The organism is Kitasatospora azatica KCTC 9699 (assembly GCF_000744785.1).
In the GTDB taxonomy this organism is placed as follows: Bacteria; Actinomycetota; Actinomycetes; order Streptomycetales; family Streptomycetaceae; genus Kitasatospora; species Kitasatospora azatica.
The window spans coordinates 1984422-2002726 of sequence record NZ_JQMO01000002.1 but is presented as its reverse complement, the minus strand read 5'-3'; the positions used below and the strand labels follow the sequence as shown (position 1 = coordinate 2002726).

Genomic DNA, 18305 nt, shown 5'->3' with positions numbered 1-18305 from the left:
TGCCGGTAGCGGCCAATTTTGTCAGTAGCAGGCAGATCGAGTCGGAGCGAGACGACGTGGACCATTCCTCCGCCCGGGGCAGCGCGGTCGGCCCGGAATCGGGCCAGCTGCACGTGGTGCTGGTGCAGGCGGCAGGCAGCGGCGGGATCGGCGCCCATGTGCGTTCGCTCGCGCGCGGCCTGACCGCGCACGGCGTGAAGGTGACGCTGTGCGCCCCGGCCGAGTCCGACGCGCTCTTCGCCTTCTCCCGCACCGGGGCGGTCTTCCACCCGGTGGAGATCACCCCGACCTCGGGCGCCCGCAGCGACGCCACCGCGATCGGCGAGCTGCGCCGGGCGTTCACCGGTGCCGACCTGGTGCACGCGCACGGCCTGCGGGCCGGGCTGCTCTCCGACCTGGCCCTGCGCACCGCGGGCCGGCTGCCCGGACTGCGCCCGGAGACCCCGCTGGTGGTGACCTTCCATCACGCGCTGCTGGCCACCGGCCTGGAGCGGCGGCTGCAGCGGCTGATGGAGCGTCGGGTGGCGCGGGCCGCCGACCTGGTGCTCGGCGCCTCCTCCGACCTGGTGGCCCGGGCCCGTGAACTGGGCGCCACCGACGCCCGGCTCGGCCCGGTGGCCGCCCCGCCGCTGGCCACCGCCGCCGTCGACCGGGCCGAGGCCCGGGCCGCGCTGCTCGGGCCCGAGGAGGCGGACCGGCCCCTGGTGCTGGCGATCGGCCGACTGGTCCCGCACAAGGGCTTCGGCCAGCTGCTCGACGCCTCCCGGGAGCTGGCCGGCCTCGACCCGGCGCCGCTGGTGCTGCTCGCCGGGGACGGCCCGGAGGCCGCCGAACTGCGCGAGCGGATCGCCGCCGAGCAGCTCCCGGTGCGCCTGCTGGGCCACCGCACCGATGTGCCCGGGCTGCTGGCGGCCGCCGACGCGGTGGTGATCAGCAGCCGCTGGGAGGCCCGCTCGGCGGTCGCCCAGGAGGCGCTGCGGGCCGGCGTGCCGCTGGTCGCCACGGCGGTCGGCGGCATCCCCGAGCTGGTCGGCGACGCCGCCGTGCTGGTGCCCGGGGGTGACCCGGCGGCCCTGGGCCGGGCGGTGCGCGAGCTGCTGGCCGACCCCGAGCGGCGCGCGGCGCTGGTCAAGGCCGGCCCCGTCCAGGCCGAGACCTGGCCGGACGAGGCCGCCACCGTGGCGCAGGTGCTCAGCACCTACGACGAGCTGACCAACCGTTAGGCGTGTCCGGCCCAGGACCCGTCCGGCCCAGGACCCGTCCGGCCCAGGGCTCGTCCGGCCCAGGGCTCGTCCGGCCCAGGGCTCGTCCGGCCTAGGCCGGAGCGGGCTGGCTGACCACCGGCCCCGGCTGCCCGGCCGGGTGCTGGACCTGCGGGGCCAGGTAGGCCGCCCCACAGGCGGTCAGCCGCAGCGCGGTGTCGATCAGCGGCACGTGGCTGAACGCCTGCGGGAAGTTGCCGACCTGCCGCTTGAGCCGCGGGTCCCACTCCTCGGCGAGCAGCCCCAGGTCGTTGCGGAGCGCCAGCAGCTTCTCGAACAGCTGCCGGGCCTCGGCCACCCGCCCGATCATCGCCAGGTCGTCGGCCAGCCAGAACGAGCAGGCCAGGAAGGCGCCCTCGTGTCCGGACAGCCCGTCGACGTTGTTGCCGTGGTCGTCGTGCGTCGGGTAGCGCAGCACGAACCCGTCCTCGGTGGACAGCTCGCGCTGGATCGCCTCGATGGTGCCGATCACCCGCTTGTCGTCCGGCGGCAGGAACCCGACCTGCGGGATCAGCAGCAGCGAGGCGTCCAGCTCGTGGCCGCCGTAGTACTGGGTGAAGGTGTTGCGGTCGGCGTCGTAGCCCTTCTCGCAGACGTCCGCGTGGATCTCGTCGCGCAGCGCCTTCCAGCGCTCCAGCGGGCCCTCGGCCTCGGTCTGCTCGATCAGCTTGATGGTGCGGTCCACCGCGACCCAGGCCATCACCTTGGAGTGGACGAAGTGCCGGCGCGGCCCGCGCACCTCCCAGATCCCCTCGTCGGGGGCCTTCCAGTGCTCCTCCAGGTAGCTGATCAGGCGCAGCTGCAGCAGGTGGGCGTGGTCGTTGCGGGACAGGCCGGTCATCTGGGCCAGGTACAGCGCCTCGACCACCTCGCCGTAGACGTCCAGCTGGAGTTGGCCGGCCGCGCCGTTGCCGACCCGCACCGGGGCCGAGCCCTCGTAGCCGGGCAGCCAGTCCAGGTGGGTCTCGGTCAGCTCGCGCTGGCCGGTGATCGAGTACATGATCTGCAGGTTCTCCGGGTCGCCGGCGACCGCGCGCAGCAGCCACTCGCGCCAGGCCCGGGCCTCCTCCCGGTAGCCGGTGCGCAGCAGCGAGGAGAGGGTGATCGCGGCGTCCCGCAGCCAGGTGTAGCGGTAGTCCCAGTTGCGCTCACCGCCGATGTCCTCGGGCAGCGAGGTGGTGGGGGCGGCGACGATGCCGCCGGTGGGCGCGTAGGTGAGCCCCTTGAGGGTGATCAGCGAGCGGACCACGGCGTCCCGGTAGGGGCCCTGGTAGGTGCACTGGGCGACCCACTCGAGCCAGAACTCCTCGGTCAGCGCGAGCGAGGCCTCCGGGTCGGGGACCTCCGGCGGCGGCAGGTGGGAGGCCTGCCAGGTGAGCGCGAAGGTGACCCGCTCGCCGGCCTCGACGGTGAAGTCCGCGTAGGTGGTGAGGTGGTGTCCGTAGGTCTCGGCCTCACCGTCCAGCCAGACCGAGTCGGGGCCGGCCACCGCGACCGTGCGGTGCCCGCCGCCCTGCTGCTCCACCCGGTGGACCCAGGGGACGATCTTCCCGTAGCTGAACCGCATCCGCAGCGCCGAGCGCATCCGCACCCGGCCGGCCAGGCCCTCGACGATCCGGATCATCTGCGGCACCGGCGCCTGATCGCTCAGGTGCCGCGGCGGCATGAAGTCGGTGACCCGCACCCGGCCGCCGTGCTCGGTGTCCCACTCCTGCTCCAGGATCAGCGTGTCGCCCCGGTAACGGCGCCGGTCGGCCGGCACGGCGGGCGCGGCGGCACTGCTCGGCACCACCTTGAGATCACCCGTATCGGTGAAGGGCGCACGCGGCGCGGGGGCCGTCGGGGCCGGCCCGGCCGGGGCGATCTCGGCGGGGCCGATCCGCCAGAAGCCGTGTTCATCGGTGCCCAGCAGGCCGGCGAAGACGGCGGGGGAGTCGAATCGGGGCAGGCAGAGCCAGTCCACAGCCCCGTCTCTGCTGACCAGGGCAGCGGTCTGCATGTCCCCGATAAGTGCGTAGTCCTCGATACGGCCGGCCACGTGAATCTCCAGTTCGCGGTAGTGCTCGGCGGTCGCCGACCTGAGCGAGAGCAGGGGACTGCGGGCCGGGGGGTCACGCGGGCGCTGGGGGAGAACGGGTGGAGCGGGGGAGTCCGGTCGCGCATCGGGGACCAAGAGGTGTCGTCCGGACCCCTCGTCCTCGGCGTGCTCTGCTGTCGGCGATGCGTCCGTGCAGGATACGACGACGGGGCTGGGCTGAGCACCCGGAAACGATCAGGTACCGCCGTCTGCTCAGGCGCGGTGGGCGAAAGTAGCCCGACTGGGTGAGCGGCGCAGTTGAACGGGGGATCCGGCGGTGATCATTCCGGGTCATCGCCCCCCGCTCGAACGGACCCCCCATCCGGGGGTCGGATCACCCGGGCGGGTCAGTGCGGAGGCGCGCGAACGCGTGCCGTCCACCTCGCTGATACCCTGGTACCCCGTGGACTGGTGGGATCAACCGCCCCGGACCCGCTGACTGACGACCCCGGTTTTCCGAGGGTTCCGCCAGCGGCGCGCCCGCACTCCACCAGCGTCATCCTCGACATGCGACCCACGGGAGCCCCCTCTTGGCACAGCCCCATTCCGGCAAGGCGGCGAACAGCCGCGCCGTGACGACCAAGCACCTCTTCGTCACCGGGGGTGTCGCCTCATCGCTCGGCAAGGGGCTCACCGCCTCGAGCCTCGGTGCGCTGCTGAAGGCCCGTGGTCTGCGGGTGACGATGCAGAAGCTCGACCCGTACCTGAACGTGGACCCGGGCACCATGAACCCGTTCCAGCACGGCGAGGTGTTCGTCACCGACGACGGCGCGGAGACGGACCTGGACATCGGCCACTACGAGCGGTTCCTGGACACCAACCTGCACGGCTCGGCCAACGTCACCACCGGCCAGGTGTACTCGACCGTCATCGCCAAGGAGCGCCGCGGCGAGTACCTGGGCGACACGGTCCAGGTCATCCCGCACATCACCAACGAGATCAAGTCCCGGATCCGCCGGATGGCGACCGAGGACGTGGACGTGGTGATCACCGAGGTCGGCGGCACCGTCGGCGACATCGAGTCGCTGCCGTTCCTGGAGGCCGTGCGCCAGGTGCGCCACGAGGTCGGCCGGGACAACGTCTTCTTCGTGCACGTCTCGCTGCTGCCGTACATCGGCCCCTCGGGCGAGCTGAAGACCAAGCCGACCCAGCACTCGGTGGCCGCGCTGCGCAACATCGGCATCCAGCCGGACGCCATCGTGCTGCGCGCCGACCGCGAGGTGCCGCAGGCGATCAAGCGCAAGATCTCGCTGATGTGCGACGTGGACGAGGAGGCCGTGGTCGCGGCCATCGACGCCAAGTCGATCTACGACATCCCCAAGGTGCTGCACGGCGAGGGCCTGGACGCCTACGTGGTGCGCCGCCTGGACCTGCCGTTCCGCGACGTGGACTGGACCAGCTGGGACGACCTGCTGCGCCGGGTCCACGAGCCCCAGCACATCGTGAAGGTCGCGCTGGTCGGCAAGTACATCGACCTGCCGGACGCCTACCTCTCGGTGACCGAGGCGCTGCGGGCCGGCGGCTTCGCCAACAACGCCCGGGTCGAGATCAAGTGGGTGACCTCGGACGACTGCGAGACCCCCGAGGGCGCGCGTGAGCAGCTCGGCGACGTCGACGCGATCTGCATCCCCGGCGGTTTCGGCGACCGCGGTGTGACCGGCAAGGTCGCGGCGATCACCTACGCCCGCGAGAACAAGGTGCCGCTGCTGGGCCTGTGCCTGGGCCTGCAGTGCGTGGTAATCGAGGCGGCGCGTTCGCTGGCGGGGCTGGCGGAGGCGAACTCCACCGAGTTCGAGCCGGCCGCCAAGCACCCGGTGATCTCCACGATGGCCGAGCAGCTCGCGATCGTGGACGGCAAGGGCGACCTGGGCGGCACCATGCGCCTGGGCCTGTACCCGGCCAAGCTCGCCGAGGGCTCGATCGTGCGCGAGGTCTACGGCGGCGAACCGTACGTCGAGGAACGCCACCGCCACCGCTACGAGGTCAACAACTCCTACCGCGCCGACCTGGAGAAGACCGGCCTGCAGTTCTCCGGTCTGTCCCCCAAGGGCGACCTCGTCGAGTACGTCGAGTACCCGCGCGAGGTGCACCCGTACCTGGTGGCCACCCAGGCGCACCCGGAGCTGAAGTCCCGTCCGACCCGCCCGCACCCGCTCTTCGCCGGGCTGGTGGCCGCAGCCATCAAGATCAAGACTGACGGTCAGTAGGACGTCGTTCTCCGAACGGCGGCCGCCCGTGCAGCGATGTCTCGACTGCGCGGGCGGCCGCCGTTCGGCGTTAGATTGTGTCGCATTGACGAGAAGGTCGACTGGGGAGTGGGTCTCATGATCACGGACATCGCCGAGGAGTGGACCGTCCGGTCCAGCTCGCAGCCGTTCCAGGGCAAGGTCACCGGCGTGCGCACCGACGAGGTGCTGATGCCGGACGGCAGCTACGCCCGCCGGGACTACCAGACCCACCCCGGCTCGGTGGCGGTACTGGCGCTGGACCAGCAGCAGCGGGTGCTGCTGGTGCGCCAGTACCGGCACCCGGTGCGCCAGCGGCTGTGGGAGCTGCCGGCCGGCCTGCTGGACGTGCCGGGCGAGAACCCGCTGCACGCCGCGCAGCGCGAGCTCTACGAGGAGGCGCACTGCAAGGCGGGCGAGTGGCGGGTGCTGGTCGACTTCTACACCTCGCCCGGCGGGACCGACGAGGCGCTGCGGCTCTTCCTCGCCACCGACCTGGCCGAGGCCGAGGGCGAGCGCTACGAGGCCGGTGGCGAGGAGCTGGAGATCGAGACGGCGCGGGTGCCGCTGGACGAGCTGGTCGCGCTGGTGCTGGCCGGGGAGCTGCACAACCCCACCCTGGTCACCGGCACGCTGGCCCTGCACGCCGCCCTCACCGGCCCCGGCCCGGACGCGCTGCGCCCCGCCGACTCCCCCTGGCCGGCCCGCCCCTTCACCGCCGGGTAGATCAGGCAGTGCCGCCGGGTGAGTGATTGGGCACCTGGTCATACCGGTGTCCTCTCGGCCTGATCGCCAATGCGAACTACGCTTCGCAGACGGGACCGTGGGCGACTGGTCGGGAGTGGCGCTGGTGGCGAGGAAGACGGCGACGATGGACGCACGCCCGGCTGCCGAGGGGCCGGTGGCAGGGCTGCCGCCGTGCCCCGAACCGTTCGCCGGGCGGACCGCCGAGCTGGCCGCGCTGCGGGCCCAGGCGGCCCGGCCCGCCGGCCCGGCCTGCCGGGTCCTGGTGGTGGCCGGGCGCCCGGGCTCCGGCCGGACCGCGCTGGCCCGCTGCTTCGCCCGCACCCTGTCCGCCGAGCACCAGGTGCTCGCCACCCACCTGGCCGCCCCGACGGCACCCCCGACGCCCCCGGCGCCGTCGCCCGCCGCCTGCTCGCGCTGCTCGGCCTGGACACCCGCGCGCTGCCGCCGGACGGGCCGCAGGCCGAGGATCCGGCCTGCGCCGACCTGCGCGCCGCGCTCACCGGCCGCGCCACCCTGCTGCTGCTCGACGACGTCCCCGACGCCGACCACCTGCGCCCGCTGCTGCCCGCCGAACCGCGCTGCCTGGTGGTGGCCGTCACCGCCGGGCCGCTGACCGCGCTGGCCGAGCGCTTCCCGGTGGACCCGGTGATCCTGCGCGGACTGGACGAGGCGGCCGCCGTCGAGCTGCTCACCGGTCTGGTCGGCGGCACCCGGGTCAGCTGCGACCCGGTGGGCGCCGCCGAGTTGGCCGAGGCCTGCGCCGGGCGTCCGGCGCCGCTGCGGCTGATGGCCGGCTGGCTGCGGTCCCGTCCCAAGGCGGCGGTGCCCGAGGCCGCCGGCGCACTGCGCGAGGCGGCCCGGGCGCGGTCGGGCAGCGAGCCGCTGGCCGCCGCGCTGAGCCTGCGGTACGCCGCGCTGCCGGTCGCCCAGGCCCGGCTGCTGCGGATGCTCACCCTGGCCCCCGCCGGCCGGCTCGACCTGCGCACCGCCTCCGCGCTGGCCGGCGCTCCGGCGCCGGAGGCCGCCGCCGCACTGCGCGCGCTGGCCGAGTGCGAGCTGCTGGACGAGGAGGAGCCGGCCGCCGACGGCACCCCGCGCTACCGGGTCCCCGGCCGGTTCTCCGCCGAACTGACGGCACTGCGCGAGCGGCTGGACCGTCCCGGCGAGCTGCAGTTGGCCCGGGCCCGGCTCCTTGAACGGCTGGTCCGCCTGGTGGACTCGGCCCGGGCACTGCTCGACCGCACCGTCCCGGGCCCCGACCCGCTGCCCGGGCCGCTGCGGCTGCGCTCCGCCGCGCAGGCCGGGCACTGGCTGCGCGAGGAGCGCGAGCTGCTGCTGGACGCCGCCGAGCAGGCGATCGCCGGCGGCGACCTGGACGGCTCGGCCGGCCGACTGGTCGGCGCCCTGCTGCGCACCCTGCCACTGGCCGCCGCCGACGGTCTGTCGCCCGCCGACGCCTACCGGCTGCACCGCGCGGTGCTGGCGCTGGCCGAACGCCAGGGCGCCCCGCGCCGCGCGGCGGCCGCGCTGCTCAACCTGGCCGAGCTGCGGGCCGCCGCCGGCCAGTGGGCGGCGGCCGCCGAGCACTACCGGGTAGCCCTCGCGCACACCCGCGATCCGCTGGACGAGCCCGCCGCGGCCCGCGCGTTGGAGGGCGTGGCAGAGTGCCGGCGAGCGCTCGGCGACCCGGTGCGCGCTGCCGACGCGTACGGTCGGGCGTTGGCCCTGCGGCGGAGCCTGGACGAGCCCGCCGCCCAGGCCAGGCTGCTGGTCCGGATCGGCGAGGCGCATGCCGCCCAGCGCCGTTTCGAGGAGGCCGGACGGGAGTACCGCACGGCGCTGGCACTGCTGCGCCGGCTCGGCGACGAGCGCGGGATCGCGGCCGTCGGCACCGCCCTGGAGCGGCTGGGCAGTTGAACGCGCAGTGGCCCACAGGCGTACTTGCGGTATCCCCTGGGGTGTATGGGAGATTTGCCCGTCCTGAGCCGCTTTGCCAGGAACGCTCCGAGGCAAGCCTACGAATCTGCCAATGAGTCCAGCAGATTTAGTCACTTTGGAAGGCTGACGGATGTGCTGGGCTTCATTACACTCGACTTAGTCGCGCAGTGCAGCGCGCCCCGGCAAGGCCGTGTCCAGGCCGGAGGCATGCCCGCGCAAGGCACCCGCCGGTCTTCCCCCGGTTGGGACTCCCATGGCAAGAGGGACGTGTTTAACCGTGACCAAGGTCGGCATCCCCCGCGAGGTCAAGAACCACGAGTACCGCGTGGCCATCACGCCGGCCGGCGTGCATGAGCTGGTCCGCAACGGCCACGAGGTCTACATCGAGGACGGCGCCGGCATCGGCTCCTCCATCCCGAACGAGGAGTACGTGGCCGCCGGTGCCACCATCCTCCCCACCGCCGACGAGGTGTGGGCCACCGCCGACCTGCTGCTGAAGGTCAAGGAGCCGATCGCGCAGGAGTACCACCGCCTGCGCAAGGGCCAGACCCTCTTCACCTACCTGCACCTGGCGGCCGACCGGGCCGGCACCGACGCGCTGGTCGCCTCCGGCACCACCGCGATCGCCTACGAGACCGTGCAGACCGCCAACGGCGCGCTGCCGCTGCTCGCCCCGATGTCCGAGGTCGCGGGCCGGCTGGCCCCGCAGGTCGGCTCGTACCACCTGATGCGCCCGGCCGGCGGCCGTGGCGTGCTGCCCGGCGGCGTGCCCGGCACCCACCCGGCCAAGGCCGTCGTCATCGGCGGTGGCGTCTCCGGCTGGCACGCGGCCACCATCGCGATCGGCATGGGCTACGAGGTCACCCTGCTGGACCGCGACATCAACAAGCTGCGCGAGGCCGACAAGATCTTCGGCACGAAGATCAAGGCCATCATGTCCAACAGCTTCGAGCTGGAGAAGGCCGTGCTGGACGCCGACCTGGTGATCGGCGCCGTGCTGATCCCGGGCGCCAAGGCCCCCAAGCTCGTCACCAACGAGCTGGTCTCCCGGATGAAGCCGGGCTCCGTGCTCGTCGACATCGCGATCGACCAGGGCGGCTGCTTCGAGGACTCCCGTCCGACCACGCACGCCGAGCCGACCTTCCAGGTCCACAACTCGGTCTTCTACTGCGTGGCCAACATGCCGGGCGCCGTCCCGAACACCTCCACCTACGCGCTGACCAACGCCACCCTGCCGTACGTCGTCGAACTGGCGAACCGCGGGTGGAAGGAGGCGCTGCGCCGCGACGCCGCGCTGGCCAAGGGCCTGAACGTGCACGAGGGCCAGATCACCTACGGTGCGGTCGCCGAGGCCTTCGGCCTGCCCGCCATCTCGCTGGAGAGCGTGCTCGCCTGACGCTCCGCCAGGCAGTCGGAAGCACTGCCCGAGGCCCCTGGTCGGCTCACGCCGGCCGGGGGCCTCGGCGTGCGTCAATACCGTGCCGGTCGAGTCACCCGCCCCCTCGCCACCCCTTGACAGAACCCGGTCGGACAGCCGACACATCGGGCCCACTACCGTGGATTGTGTTGCTGCGAACGCCCGGAACGGCCTAGAGTCGCAAACCGTCGGCATGGTGTCAGGCTGACGAATCGACATAATGCCCTGGATGCCCAAGGAGGTAAGACGACTTGTGAATGAGTCGACATTTGCTCCCGGGGGTGGTCAGCCAGGACTGGCGGAGCGCGTCTCCGGACAGCCGACCGACGACACCGGGGCCGCACATTCCACCGTCGGTGCGAGCGAGATCGGCACGGTAGCCGTCCGGACCTTCGAGGCCCGCCAGGCCGCCGCCGCGACCGCCGGTCACGCCATTTACGACGCGGACCTGTCCGCACAGGGCCTCGGCTACGCCGAGTTCCCGTACGGCTCCTACGACGACCCGGACGCCGAGTACGAACCCGATCCGGAGTACGCCGCCACCTTGGCCCCCGATGCAGCACGTCAGCGACGTGAGCGGATCGGCCCCACGGGCCGCCCGCTGCCGTACTTCCCGATCCCCGCGCCGCTGGCCGAGCACGGCCCCGCGCAGATCATCGCGATGTGCAACCAGAAGGGCGGGGTGGGCAAGACCACCTCCACCATCAACCTGGGCGCCGCGCTGGCCGAGTACGGCCGCCGGGTGCTGCTGGTCGACTTCGACCCGCAGGGCGCCCTCTCGGTCGGCCTCGGGGTCAACCCGATGGAGCTGGACGTCACGGTCTACAACCTGCTCATGGAGCGGGGCCTGACGGCCGATGAGGTGCTGCTCAAGACCGCCGTGCCCGGCATGGACCTGCTGCCCTCCAACATCGACCTGTCGGCCGCCGAGGTGCAGCTGGTCAGCGAGGTGGCCCGGGAGTCGGCGCTGGCCCGCGCGCTCAAGCCGCTGCTGCCGGACTACGACTTCGTCATCATCGACTGCCAGCCCTCGCTGGGCCTGCTGACGGTCAGTGCCCTGACGGCCGCTCACAGCGTGATCGTGCCGCTGGAGTGCGAGTTCTTCGCGCTGCGCGGAGTCGCGCTGCTCACCGAGACGATCGAGAAGGTCTGCGAGCGGCTCAACCCCGACCTGCGCCTCGACGGCATCCTGGCCACCATGTACGACTCGCGCACCGTGCACAGCCGCGAGGTGCTGGCCCGGGTGGTCGAGGCCTTCGGCGACCACGTCTTCCACACCGTCATCGGACGGACCGTCAGGTTCCCGGAGACCACCGTGGCCGGTGAGCCGATCACCACGTACGCGACCAACTCGGTCGGCGCCGCCGCCTACCGCCAGCTCGCCAGGGAGGTGCTCGACCGGTGCCGCCCCGTCGAGTGAGCCTCCCGGGCGCCGACGAACTGTTCCGCACCACCGGGGGGATGGCGCTCTCGCCCTCCCTGGCCAGCCGCTCCACCGCCGAGCCGGCGGACGGCGGTGCGCAGCAGCCTGACGCTCCCTCGGCTGACGCTCCCTCGGGTGCGAACGGCGCTCCCGGCACCGCTGCGGCGGCCGGCGCGCCCGGACAGCGGGCACCCCGGGTGCCCGGTGGCCGCCCGGCGGACGGCGGGGCCACCGCGCCCCGGCCCGCAGTGCCCGCTCCGGGCGGCCCGGAGGACCAGCAGCCGGGCGCGGACGGCACCGTCCGACGGCGGCCCCGCGGCCGGGCGCCGCGCCGGCCCAGCGGGCGCGAGCGGCACGACGAGAAGATCACCGTGTACGTCTCCGCCGAGGAGCTGATGGACCTGGAGCACGCGCGGCTGGTGCTGCGCGGCGAGCACGGCCTCGCGGTGGACCGCGGCCGGGTGGTCCGGGAGGCGATCGCGGTGGTGCTGGCCGACCTGGAGCAGCGCGGCGAGGCCAGCATCCTGGTCCGGCGGTTGCGCAACCGCTGAGCGCATGTGCGGTCACTGAGCGCGTGCGCGGCCGGCCCGGAGCCGGTGCGTGTGAAGATGGACTGCGATGTCCAGTACCTCCCAGCCCGCCGCCAGCCCGCCGCGCAGCACCTTCCAGCTGCGGCTGGCCAACTTCGAGGGTCCCTTCGACCTGCTGCTCGGGCTGATCGCCAAGCACAAGCTGGACGTCACCGAGGTGGCGCTGTCCCAGGTCACCGACGAGTTCATGGCGTACATCCGGGCGATGGGCCCGGACTGGGACCTCGACCAGGCCACCGAGTTCCTGGTGGTCGCGGCCACCCTGCTGGACCTCAAGGCCGCCCGGCTGCTGCCCGCCGCCGAGGTGGAGGACGAGGAGGACCTCGCCCTGCTGGAGGCCCGTGACCTGCTCTTCGCCCGGCTGCTGCAGTACCGGGCGTACAAGCGGGTGGCCGCCGTCTTCGAGCAGCGCTGGGCGAGCGAGGCGCTGCGCCGGCCGCGCACCGTGGGCCTGGAGCCGCAGCACGCCGAGCTGCTGCCCGAGGTGGTCATCCACGTCGGACCGGAGCGGTTCGCGCAGCTGGCGGCGAAGGCGATGACGCCCAAGCCGAAGCCGGTGGTGTACGTGGACCACATCCACACCCCACCGGTGAGCGTGCGGGAGCAGGCCGCGCTGGTGGCGGCGTACCTGGCGGAGCACGGGGAGGCGCGGTTCGCCGCCCTGGTCGCCGACGCCGGGGACACCCTGGTGGTGGTCGCCCGCTTCCTGGCGCTGCTGGAGCTCTACCGGGAACGGGCGCTCGCCTTCGAGCAGCCGGAGGCGCTCGGCGAGCTGACGGTCCGCTGGGTGGCGGAGGCCGACCGGACGGTGATCGAGGTGACCGACGAGTTCGACCGACCACCGGGCGAGTCGGCGAGTGAGGCGCAGAGCGAGTCGCACAGCGAGCTGCGCGGCGCGTCACAGGGCGAGTCACAGGGCGAGGAGGAACAGCAGTGAGCGCGGATTCATCGAACACCCCTCGCCGGCGCACCCTGGGCCTGCCCGGACAGCCGCGCGCCGAGGAGTGGCTGGAACCCGCCTACCCGGACGAGGAGGCGGTGGCGGGCGCGGACGAGTGGGTGGAGCCCGAGGGGCTCGAGGAGGCCGCTCCCGCTGCCGTACCCGCGCCTGCCGCTGCTGCTGCCCCCACCCGCCCTCCGCGGGCCAGGAAGGCACCGCAGCCGGTGGAGCGCGACCGCGGCGGCCTGGTCCCCGGCCAGGGCGGCGAGAGCGGCCTGGGGGCCGGTGCCGGGGCCGCGGGAGCGCAGGCCCCGGGGATCGCGGAGCAGAGCGGGAGCGGGCCGGCGGCCGAGGCGCCCGCCGAGCCCGAGGTGGCGCTCAGGCCCGGGCTGGAGGCGGTGCTGATGGTCGCCGACGAGCCGATCGCCGAGGCCCGGCTCGCCGACGTGCTCGGGCACCCGCGGGCCGAGGTGGCCGACGCGCTGCGGGAGTTGGCCGCCGAGTACACCGCCCAGGGCCGCGGCTTCGAGCTGCGCCTGGTGGCCGGCGGCTGGCGGTACTACAGCCGCGCCGCCTGCGCCCCCGCCGTCGACCGGTTCGTGCTGGACGGCCAGCAGGCCCGGCTCACCCAGGCCGCGTTGGAGACCCTTGCGGTGGTCGCCTACCGGCAACCGGTGTCCAGATCCCGGGTCTCGGCGGTACGCGGTGTGAACTGTGACGGCGTGATGCGTACCCTGGTACAGCGAGGACTGGTGGAAGAGACCGGGTCCGAGCCCGAAACAGGTGCGATCCTGTATCGGACGACGAACTACTTCCTGGAACGGATGGGGCTTCGCGGCTTGGACGAGCTGCCGGAGCTGGCGCCCTTCCTGCCCGAGGTCGACGACGTGGAAGCGGAGTCCCTCGAAGGCAGCGCTGTCGCGGACGCGGTGGCCGCCGCGAGCGCACGGGAAGTGCAGTGAGGTCGGCCGGCACGACACCCGCACTTCCCACGAACAACGACGACGTACGGACATTTGATGCGTAGCAGCGGTAGCGGTAACGGCAGGAACAGCGGCGGCGGTGGCGGTGGCAGCCGCGGTGGGCAGCGTGGTGGCAGCGGCGGCGGCTCGTACGGAGGCGGCGGTGGCGGCGGCCGCAGCGGCGGCGGGTCCTACGGCGGTGGCGGCGGTGGCCGCAGCACCGGTGGTGGCGGCTCGTACGGAGGCGGTGGCGGCGGCCGCAGCGGTGGTGGTGGCGGCTCCTACGGCGGTGGCAGCGGCGGCCGCAGCAGCGGTGGCAGCGGCTCCTACGGCGGCGGTGGTGGTGGCCGCAGCGGTGGCGGGTCCTACGGCGGTGGCCGCAGCACCGGTGGTAGCGGCGGCTCCTACAGCGGCGGCCGTGACGACCGTCGCGACAGCCGTCGGGACGACCGCCGTGACGACCGCCGTGACGACCGTCGTCAGTACCCCGACCGTCCGCTGCGCCCGGAGGAGCGTCGCTACGACCGTCCCGAGTTCGGCGGCGGCCCCAACGCCACGCCCAGCCGCAACAGCTACACCGCCCGCCGCCCCGGCCCGGCTCCGCGCCCGCGCCGTGAGGGCCAGGGTGCCCCGGGCGACCCGCGCCGCCAGCCGCAGCGTTCGCGCGAGCTGCAGGCCAAGATCGAGGACGCGGTGCTGGCCCGGCACGACAAGCCGGCCGTGAAGCTGCCCAAGACCTTCGGCGAGCCCGAGGGCGAGCGCCTGCAGAAGGTGCTGGCCCGGGCCGGCATGGGCAGCCGGCGGGCCTGCGAGGAGCTGATCGAGCAGGGTCGGGTCGAGGTCAACGGCGTCCGGGTGACCGAGCAGGGCAAGCGGGTCGACCCCGAGAGCGACGAGATCAAGGTGGACGGCCTCACCGTGGCCACCCAGTCCTACCTGTTCTTCGCGCTCAACAAGCCGGCCGGCGTGGTCTCCACCATGGAGGACCCGGACGGCCGCCAGTGCCTGGGCGACTACGTGACCAACCGGGAGACCCGGCTGTTCCACGTGGGCCGCCTCGACACCGAGACCGAGGGCATCATCCTGCTCACCAACCACGGCGAGCTGGCCCACCGGCTGACCCACCCGCGGTACGGCGTGACCAAGACCTACCTGGCCGCGATCCAGGGCCCGATCCCGCGTGACCTGGGCAAGCAGCTGGCCCAGGGCATCGAGCTGGAGGACGGCTTCGCCCGCGCCGACAGCTTCAAGGTGGTCTCCAACGTCGGCAAGAACTACCTGGTCGAGGTCACCCTGCACGAGGGCCGCAAGCACATCGTGCGCCGGATGCTCGCCGAGGCGGGCTTCCCGGTGGAGAAGCTGGTCCGCACCCACTTCGGCCCGATCGCGCTCGGCGACCAGAAGTCGGGCTGGCTGCGCCGCCTGACCAACCCCGAGGTCGGTCAGCTGATGCGTGAGGTCGGCCTGTAAGGCCCGCCCGTCCCACCAGTCCCGCAGAGGTCCCGCCGCAGTAGGGACCGCCCAGCCGAGGGCCGTGCACGTGAAGTGCGCGGCCCTCGGCGCTGTCCGGAGAGCTGTCTGTACAACGCTCCGGTCGCCGTTGACCTGGACAGGCTTGTCAACGGGCTCGCTCGTGGCAGAAGATGGCCACGAAAACATCACTTTCCATTTGGCGTGAAACCGCCACCCGGGGGAGGGGGCGTCATGCTCGACGCTTTCAGCGCGCTCGGGCTCTCCGAGCCCGACGGCCAGGTCTATGCCGCGCTGGTGGCCGCCCCGCAGTCCACCGCGGCGGAGCTGGCCGAGCGGTGCGGCCTCAGCGTGTCGCAGGGCGACAAGGCACTGCACCGGCTGGCCCAGCAGGGCATGGCGACCCGGGCTCCGGTGGAGCGCGACCGGTACCTGGCGGTGGCCCCCGATGTCGCGATCGGCACCCTGATCGGCCACCGCGAGGCCGAACTGCGCAGCGCCAGGGCCGAGATGCACCGGCTGATGGACGCCTTCCGCGAGGCCTCCCGGTTCACCGACCCGGCCCGCTCGGTGGAGGTGCTGACCGGGGGCGAGGCGATCTCGCAGCGGATCGAGTACCTGCAGGACACCAGCGTGCAGCAGGTCCGCGGCTTCGACTGCCCGCCCTACGTGCAGGACGTGCAGGACGCCGCCTCCTACCTGACCAGGCTGCGCCGCAAGCTCAAGGAGGGGGTGCGGTTCCGCACCGTCTACGACCGCGAGGCGGTGGCCTGGCCGGGCCGGCTGGAGAACGAGATCCTGGTCGGCGCGGCGGACGGCGAGGAGGCCCGGGTGCGGACCACCCTCCCGATGAAGATGATCATGTCGGACGACCGGATGGCGGTGATCCCGATCAGCGCCGGCGACAGCGTGCTGGACGCCGCCTACGTGATCCACCCGTCCGCGCTGCTGCAGGCACTGGACGGGCTCTTCGAGGCCGAGTGGGACCGGGCCGTGCCGCTGCAGGCCGCACTCGGCACCGAGCCGGGCCTGCGCGAGCCGGAGGCCGACCAGCGCAAGCTGCTCGGCCTGCTCGCGGCCGGCCTCACCGACGAGTCGATCGCCCGCTCGCTCGGCTGGAGCGCCCGCACCACCCAGCGGCGGCTGCAGGCGCTGATGCGCGAGCTGGGTGCCACCACCCGCTTCCAGGCGGGCATGGCCGCCCGCGAGCGCGGCTGGCTGTAGCGCCCGCCGGCGGCGGCCTCAGCGCCGTCAGCTCCAGGGGGTGAACCTGGACCAGCGCCCGCTCGAGCCGCGCTCCAGCTTCTCCAGGCCGACCACCGCGTTGCGGTTGAGCCGGCCGTAGATGTGCGGGAAGAGCACGTCAGGGGCGGTACCGGGCGGGCGGTCCCCGGTCGGGGCCTCCCAACGGACCATCGGATCCACCAAGTCCTCCTCGATCAGCAGGGCCATCAGCGGATCCGGCGTCTTGGGGAAGAACAGGTTCGCGACAGCCAACGCGGTGGGCTCGTCCGGGGAGCAGTGGATGAAGCCGTCCGTCAGCAGCGAGGTGGCGCTGTACGGCCGGCCGGGATCGCGGAGCCAGTCGTCCAGGGGCGCGAGATGCAGGATCATAGGTCTGTTGTACCCCTACAGCCCCGCGACTTTGGTGGAGGCGGCGACCTCGTAGACCAGGGTGACGGTCCGCCGGGCGCTCGGGGCGAGCGGAAGCTCCCACCGGACCACCCCTTCGGCGTCCACCGACTGCGGGCGCGGGTCGCAGGCCTCCTCGCGCAGCCGGACCTCGACGGCGGAGACCTCGGAGACCGGGATCCGCTCCCGCAGGGTGACCAGCTGCTCCCCGGTCTCGCCCGGCGGGGAGAGCCGCGAGACGTGCACCCGCACCGTCGTGGTCAGCACGCTGCGCTGGCCGAGCCCCGGCAGGCCGGTGCTGCCCCGGGACTCCTCGACCTCGCGGACCAGGCGGTAGTCGTCGGCGCCGGCGAAGGCCAGCTCGGCCACCGCCCCGGCCGCGGTGAACCGCAGCTCGCCCCGGCCGACGAAGCCGCTGCCCCGGACCAGCTCCACCGGCCCGGCCAGCAGCGGATGGGCGGCCGCATTCCGGAACGTCACCACCTCGCTGACCAGCGGGGACAGCTCCGGCGCAGCCGTCCGCTCGGCAGTGGCGGGCACCGCGAAGGCGCCGAGCGGGACCCGGTGCGCCCGCCCGTCCCCGGGCACGGTGGCCGGGGCGGTGGCGGTCAGCACCCGCACCTCGCCCCCGTCGTCCACCCCGGGCAGCTCGGTCGACCAGGGCGTCGGGCTGTCCGGACCGAGGGTGCTGATCTCCTCCTCGCGCAGCTCGACCTCCACCGTGCGCCGCTCCTCGGCGGAGAGCTCACGCAGCGTCAGGCGGTCCTCGTGCAGCAGCGGCGGCTCGGTGGCCAGTGCGGAGCGGGCGGTGGAGAGGGTGAGCCGGACCCCGGACCAGTCCTCGCCGGTGGCCTGCCAGACCACGGCGTCCGACTCCAGGCGCAGCTCGCCGGCGCCGTAACGAGCGCGGTAGGCGGGGCGCCAGAGCGCACAGGGCGTCAGATGGCGCACCGTCAGCCGGGTGCTCGCAGCCTGCTCGGCGTGGACGGTGAGGTCGAGGTAGGCGAGCAGCGCGGGCTCGGCGGCCTCGGACTCGTCCAGTGCGGCCGTGGCCTGGCGCTCCTGGGCGGTCAGCTCGGCCAGTTCGGCGCGCAGGGCGCGCAGCCGCTCGCCGTGGGTGTCCTGCTCCGCCTCCACCCGCTCCAGCTCGCGCGACCAGCGGACCGGCTCGGCCTCGTCGTGGCCGGTGCCCTCGGCGATCTCGCGCAGCAGCTCGGCGGCGAGCTGCTCCAGCAGGGCGAGCCGGGCGGTGAGGCGCTGCTGCTCGGCGGCGCCGGTGCGCAGGGCGGCTCGCAGCTCGTGCAGGCGGTGCCGCAGCGCGGAGTCCTCGGCGGTGGGCGGGCCCGGCGCGGGTGGGGTCCAGCTGCGGCTCAGCCGGGCGTCCAGCACCCGGGCGGCCGGGTCGGCCAGCTCGGCGCGCACGGTGTGGTCGACCGCGAGCGGGGTGACCGGGCCCAGCCGCAGCCGCTGGGTGCCCGGGGCGAGGGTCAGGGTGGCGGTGCGCTCCAGGTGGGCGCGGTCCTCCAGGCAGGTGGCGGCGGTGACGGGCAGCGGGATCGGCTCGGGCACCGGTGCGGCTGCGGACGTGGCTGCGGACGTGGGCATGGGCGTGGACGTCATGG

The 18305-nt window shown here is 73.6% G+C and carries 15 protein-coding genes; 12 read left to right on the top strand and 3 right to left on the bottom strand.

The window, feature by feature from the left end; translation table 11 throughout:
• Positions 1-56: 56 nt before the first annotated feature.
• Positions 57-1223 carry a glycosyltransferase family 4 protein gene (locus tag BR98_RS09320; RefSeq protein WP_051969496.1) on the top strand — a complete coding sequence of 389 codons (1167 nt, stop codon included), beginning with the start codon at positions 57-59 and terminating at the stop codon, positions 1221-1223.
• Between the two features lie 91 nt (positions 1224-1314).
• On the opposite strand, the gene BR98_RS09315 is transcribed toward BR98_RS09320, so the two are convergent.
• The gene (locus BR98_RS09315) at positions 1315-3300 is read right to left on the bottom strand and encodes a glycoside hydrolase family 15 protein (RefSeq protein ID WP_083976194.1); all 1986 of its coding nucleotides are present in this window, start codon (positions 3298-3300) and stop codon (positions 1315-1317) included.
• Positions 3301-3911: 611 nt separating this feature from the next.
• Between BR98_RS09315 and BR98_RS09310 the strand changes: the two genes are divergently transcribed.
• The 11 genes from BR98_RS09310 (at position 3912) to BR98_RS09265 (ending at position 16275) form a co-directional block, all read left to right on the top strand.
• Positions 3912-5546 (top strand): CTP synthase, encoded by a 1635-nt coding sequence (locus BR98_RS09310; protein WP_035843781.1) that lies wholly within the window; start codon positions 3912-3914, stop codon positions 5544-5546.
• 117 nt (positions 5547-5663) lie between these two features.
• Complete coding sequence (locus BR98_RS09305) at positions 5664-6290, top strand: NUDIX domain-containing protein (protein WP_035841648.1); 627 nt, start codon at positions 5664-5666, stop codon at positions 6288-6290.
• 145 nt (positions 6291-6435) lie between these two features.
• The gene (locus BR98_RS42510; protein ID WP_157537547.1) at positions 6436-6924 is read left to right on the top strand and encodes an AAA family ATPase; all 489 of its coding nucleotides are present in this window, start codon (positions 6436-6438) and stop codon (positions 6922-6924) included.
• A gap of 173 nt (positions 6925-7097) precedes the next feature.
• Complete coding sequence (locus BR98_RS42505; RefSeq protein WP_407639442.1) at positions 7098-8228, top strand: hypothetical protein; 1131 nt, start codon at positions 7098-7100, stop codon at positions 8226-8228.
• Between the two features lie 298 nt (positions 8229-8526).
• Positions 8527-9645, top strand: coding sequence for an alanine dehydrogenase (ald, locus tag BR98_RS09295; RefSeq protein ID WP_407639425.1), 1119 nt, complete (start codon positions 8527-8529; stop codon positions 9643-9645).
• A 316-nt stretch (positions 9646-9961) separates the two neighbouring features.
• Complete coding sequence (locus BR98_RS09290) at positions 9962-11086, top strand: ParA family protein (protein ID WP_051969640.1); 1125 nt, start codon at positions 9962-9964, stop codon at positions 11084-11086.
• Between the two features lie 41 nt (positions 11087-11127).
• Complete coding sequence (locus tag BR98_RS09285; RefSeq protein WP_198042182.1) at positions 11128-11640, top strand: hypothetical protein; 513 nt, start codon at positions 11128-11130, stop codon at positions 11638-11640.
• A gap of 67 nt (positions 11641-11707) precedes the next feature.
• Positions 11708-12616, top strand: a complete 909-nt coding sequence (locus BR98_RS09280; RefSeq protein WP_051969494.1) for a segregation and condensation protein A — start codon at positions 11708-11710, stop codon at positions 12614-12616.
• 407 nt (positions 12617-13023) lie between these two features.
• Positions 13024-13581 (top strand): SMC-Scp complex subunit ScpB, encoded by a 558-nt coding sequence (gene scpB, locus BR98_RS09275; RefSeq protein WP_157537649.1) that lies wholly within the window; start codon positions 13024-13026, stop codon positions 13579-13581.
• 57 nt (positions 13582-13638) lie between these two features.
• On the top strand, positions 13639-15051 hold the full coding sequence (locus BR98_RS41940; protein WP_035841643.1) for a pseudouridine synthase: 1413 nt from the start codon (positions 13639-13641) through the stop codon (positions 15049-15051).
• A 234-nt stretch (positions 15052-15285) separates the two neighbouring features.
• On the top strand, positions 15286-16275 hold the full coding sequence (locus tag BR98_RS09265; protein WP_035843775.1) for a helix-turn-helix domain-containing protein: 990 nt from the start codon (positions 15286-15288) through the stop codon (positions 16273-16275).
• 27 nt (positions 16276-16302) lie between these two features.
• Here BR98_RS09265 and BR98_RS09260 read toward each other — a convergent pair whose 3' ends face one another.
• Together BR98_RS09260 and BR98_RS09255 are read right to left on the bottom strand one after the other, a co-directional pair.
• Positions 16303-16665 (bottom strand): DUF952 domain-containing protein, encoded by a 363-nt coding sequence (locus BR98_RS09260; RefSeq protein WP_035841641.1) that lies wholly within the window; start codon positions 16663-16665, stop codon positions 16303-16305.
• A 15-nt stretch (positions 16666-16680) separates the two neighbouring features.
• The gene (locus BR98_RS09255) at positions 16681-18303 is read right to left on the bottom strand and encodes a DUF4139 domain-containing protein (RefSeq protein WP_232247303.1); all 1623 of its coding nucleotides are present in this window, start codon (positions 18301-18303) and stop codon (positions 16681-16683) included.
• Positions 18304-18305: the final 2 nt, after the last annotated feature.

Excerpts from the sequence above, each read along its gene's own strand:
- BR98_RS09255 (WP_232247303.1), bottom strand. The coding sequence starts at position 18,303 with ATGACGTCCACGCCCATGCCCACGTCCGCAGCCACGTCCGCAGCCGCA.
- BR98_RS09280 (WP_051969494.1), top strand. The coding sequence starts at position 11,708 with ATGTCCAGTACCTCCCAGCCCGCCGCCAGCCCGCCGCGCAGCACCTTC.
- scpB (WP_157537649.1), top strand. The coding sequence starts at position 13,024 with ATGGTCGCCGACGAGCCGATCGCCGAGGCCCGGCTCGCCGACGTGCTC.
- BR98_RS41940 (WP_035841643.1), top strand. The coding sequence starts at position 13,639 with ATGCGTAGCAGCGGTAGCGGTAACGGCAGGAACAGCGGCGGCGGTGGC.
- BR98_RS09260 (WP_035841641.1), bottom strand. The coding sequence starts at position 16,665 with ATGATCCTGCATCTCGCGCCCCTGGACGACTGGCTCCGCGATCCCGGC.
- BR98_RS42510 (WP_157537547.1), top strand. The coding sequence starts at position 6,436 with ATGGACGCACGCCCGGCTGCCGAGGGGCCGGTGGCAGGGCTGCCGCCG.
- BR98_RS09265 (WP_035843775.1), top strand. The coding sequence starts at position 15,286 with ATGCTCGACGCTTTCAGCGCGCTCGGGCTCTCCGAGCCCGACGGCCAG.
- BR98_RS09285 (WP_198042182.1), top strand. The coding sequence starts at position 11,128 with ATGGCGCTCTCGCCCTCCCTGGCCAGCCGCTCCACCGCCGAGCCGGCG.
- BR98_RS09305 (WP_035841648.1), top strand. The coding sequence starts at position 5,664 with ATGATCACGGACATCGCCGAGGAGTGGACCGTCCGGTCCAGCTCGCAG.
- BR98_RS42505 (WP_407639442.1), top strand. The coding sequence starts at position 7,098 with ATGGCCGGCTGGCTGCGGTCCCGTCCCAAGGCGGCGGTGCCCGAGGCC.